3 protein-coding genes are annotated in these 3,613 nt (G+C 45.7%); all 3 read left to right on the forward strand.

Going from position 1 to position 3,613, the window contains the following annotated elements; genetic code table 11:
* The coding region (locus tag LUQ50_RS01135; RefSeq protein ID WP_300034913.1) for an AAA family ATPase at positions 1-1,095 on the forward strand (1,095 nt) is incomplete at its 5' end.
* On the forward strand, positions 1,077-2,993 hold the full coding sequence (locus tag LUQ50_RS01140) for a VWA domain-containing protein (protein ID WP_300034916.1): 1,917 nt from the start codon (positions 1,077-1,079) through the stop codon (positions 2,991-2,993). The genes LUQ50_RS01135 and LUQ50_RS01140, both read left to right, overlap by 19 nt.
* 42 nt (positions 2,994-3,035) lie before the next feature.
* Positions 3,036-3,542, forward strand: coding sequence for an SPFH domain-containing protein (locus LUQ50_RS01145; protein WP_300034919.1), 507 nt, complete (start codon positions 3,036-3,038; stop codon positions 3,540-3,542).
* Positions 3,543-3,613 lie beyond the last annotated feature (71 nt).

A 3,613-nucleotide genomic window follows, 5' to 3' on the forward strand; every position in this document is an offset into this window, starting at 1 on the left:
AAATCCAATCGAAGGGGATTTTTTCAGAATATTCTGTATGGAGCCCTGAATATGACGAATGAAATACCTGTATACCCATTTTCTGCTATTGTCGGACAAGAGAACATGAAAGATGCTCTTCTCGCGAATATTGTTTACCAATCAATCGGCGGGGTTCTTATCAGGGGAGAGAAGGGAACGGCAAAATCAACAACCGTCCGGGCAGCAGCAGACCTTCTGCCTGACCGTGAAGTCATGAAAGGCTGTATATTCAGGTGCAGTGCTTCTGATTTAAGAAATCTCTGTAATAATTGCCGGGAAAAGATTGCATCCGGAGAAAAGCCGTTATCGGAATATATTCGGATGAAGGTTGTCGAACTACCCCTTTGTGCTACAGAAGATCGGGTTGCCGGAACATTGGACATTGAACAGGCTATTACCAAGGGTATGAAAAAATTTGAGCCGGGTGTACTCGCCATGGCGAATGGCAATATCCTCTATGTCGATGAAGTAAACCTTCTTGATGATCATATTGTAGATCTCCTTCTTGACGCGGCGGCGATGGGTGTAAATTTTGTCGAACGTGAAGGAATCTCTTATTCACACCCGTCAAAGTTTCTTTTGGTCGGTACAATGAATCCGGAGGAGGGTGATCTCAGACCCCAGTTACTCGATAGATTTGGTCTGGTCGTTGATGTGGAGGGTGAAAAGGACAGTCTTCAGCGTGCCGAGGTTGTACGGAGAAGACTCGACTTTGAACGGGATCCCTTTTCCTTCCGCGAAAGGTACGAACCTCAGCAACAGACGATCCGGGATAAGATCATGCGGGCAAAAGAAATTATTGGGGAGTTAAGGCCTGATGATCTCCTGATTGATACTGCCGTAAAGATAGCCCTCTTCATGGGTGTCGATGGACATCGATCTGATCTCACTCTTGTGAAAACCGCCCTCGCTTTTGCTGCCCTGAATGGCCAGACACAGGTAAAGCATAATCATGTCCTTAAAGCAGCGAGTTTATCCCTTCCCCATCGTATGAGACGCAAACCCTTCGAAGAGAGCAAGGCAGATCTCGGTGGCATAAAAAAACTGATCGTGGAGTGCTACGAAGACTCATGACGGTAATGTATCCTTTTGTGGCAGTTACCGGCCAGGAGAATGCAAAAAAGGCCCTGCTGTGTGCATTAACGAGCGAGGATATCAGTTCCGTATTGATCATAGGCGGGTGTGGTACTGCTAAATCAACGCTTGTCCGTTCGATTGAATCGCTCCTTGATGATAAAACAAAAATTTTTACCATTCCGCAAAATATCACCTATGACCGGTTATTGGGAATGATAGATCTGGAAAAGGCTGTTATTGACGGCACTATTCAGATTATCCCTGGCATTCTTGCAGAAGGTGATAATCAGATCGTCTATGCAGACAACATCAACCTGATGGATCCGGGCCTGGTAAAAAACATCCTGAATATTGTTGAGACCGGATACTATATTCTTGAGCGGGAAGGCCTCTCGAAGCAGATTAGAACCAGATTTACCTTTCTTGCAACCATGGATCCCAAAGAGGGAGAGATCTCGATGAGCCAGTTAGATCACTTTGATCTCTGCATCCGGGTAGATCCTATCGAAGAGAGTGAATTGAGGGCAGAAATTATCAGAAGAAATTTTCAATTCGAATTTGAAGGAGAAGATTTCATCCTGAATTATGGACCCCAAACAGAGTCACTGAAACAGAACATACACTCGGCAAAGGATCGTTTACCAAGCATCATCTTGTCAGATAACTTTTCAGAGATAATATCGTCACTCTGTGTAAAACTCCGGGTATCCGGACAGAGGGGCGATATTGCTGCTGCAAGAACGGCAAAAGTGTTGGCAGCATTAGACGGAAGAGACTCCGTTATATTGGATGATATCAAGTTGGCAGCATTATTTACCCTTGAACATCGGCGGGGCGATACAGAGGATCAACCACCACTCCCTCCTCCCCCTCCGCCACCGCAGAATGAGAGAAAAGATGACGATAAGAAGGATCAAAAAAACGATTCGGAATCATCCGAAAAAAATGATTCCCAGGATCTGAAATCAAATCCCCAGCAGAACAACGAAAAAGAGACCGAAAAGGATGAGAAGCCGTTTAATCCCCCGCCACTTGAGGATCAGATCTCTGATGTAGGAGCAACCTTTGCCGTAATCCGGTATTTAGACGAAAAATCCAGGCAGACAACCCAAAAACAGAAGAGTGGGCGCAGAACGAGAGTAATCAGTTCTGATTCATCCGGTCATTACCACACGTACAGGATCCTTTCGAAAAACCGCAATGACATTGCTCTTGATGCAACCCTCCGTGCCGCAGCTCCATACCAGATCACGAGAGAGAGAAAAGGCCTGGCAATCTCGGTAAAAAAGACAGATCTACGTGAAAAAGTCAGGGAGAAGAAAGTCGCGAATACCATCCTTTTCCTGGTGGATGCCAGTGGATCGATGGGTGCAAATCAACGCATGGTTGCAGTAAAGGGGGCAATCCTCTCTCTTTTAACCGATGCGTACCAGAAACGCGATCGAATAGGGCTCATGATATTTCGGGGTACTGAGGCAGAACTTCTCCTTCCCCCTACCCGCAGCTCAGATCTTGCCGTGAAAATGTTACGAACTATCCCCACGGGAGGCATGACACCCCTGACAACAGGAATTACTGAGGCCTACAACCTGTTTACCCGGGGTAAATTTGCCATGGCAGACGAGAATAAGTCTATTGTTATCCTGACAGACGGCAGGGTGAATGTTCCCGTGAATAATGGATCTCCTTCTGAAGAACTATCCAGGGTAGCAAGAGATCTTGCAGAAAGCCGGGTTAAATTTGTGGTGATCGATACTGAATCCGGATTTCCCCATTTGGGCCGTGCACTCCAACTTGCTGGTGACCTGAATGCCTCGTATTATCGTCTCGAGGAGTTAGATAGCAACCAGATCGCTCATTATGTGCATAACAGCATTTACCAGACGAATCTCTGACTATAGCAGAATAAACCCGCAAAAAGAAGATGAGGCTAAAAGATGTCGATTATTGAGATCATAGAAGTATTCGTAGGAGGAGGATGTATCCTTGTTTTGATCATCCTTACTTTCAAGATTACCCGCCAGTATGAACGAGCGGTTATTTTCAGGTTTGGCAAGTCAAACGGCCTTAAAGGCCCGGGATTATTTGCGATCATCCCTTTTGTTGATCGGATGGTAAAAGTGGATCTCCGTGTAAGACAACTCGATGTTCCGAAACAGACGGTCATAACCCATGATAACATCAGTGTTGATGTCGATGCCATTATCTATTACCGGGTTATTGATGCATGCCGTGCAATCATCGAGGTCGAAGATTACGAGGCGGCGGCGGCACTCATTGCTCAAACCACCCTGAGGGATCTCCTCGGTCAGATTGAACTGGATACGATTCTTTCAGATCGTGACTCTTTGAACAAGAAGATCCAATCAGATCTTAAAGTCATAACCGAACCCTGGGGAATACATATTTATATCGTCACCATCAGGGATGTTTTACTTCATTAAAATATGCTAATTGCGATTGCACGCCAGGCTCAAGAAGAACGCGACAATATGGCGAGAATTATTATCGCGGA

The organism is Methanospirillum sp. (assembly GCF_028679455.1).
Lineage (GTDB): Archaea > Halobacteriota > Methanomicrobia > Methanomicrobiales > Methanospirillaceae > Methanospirillum.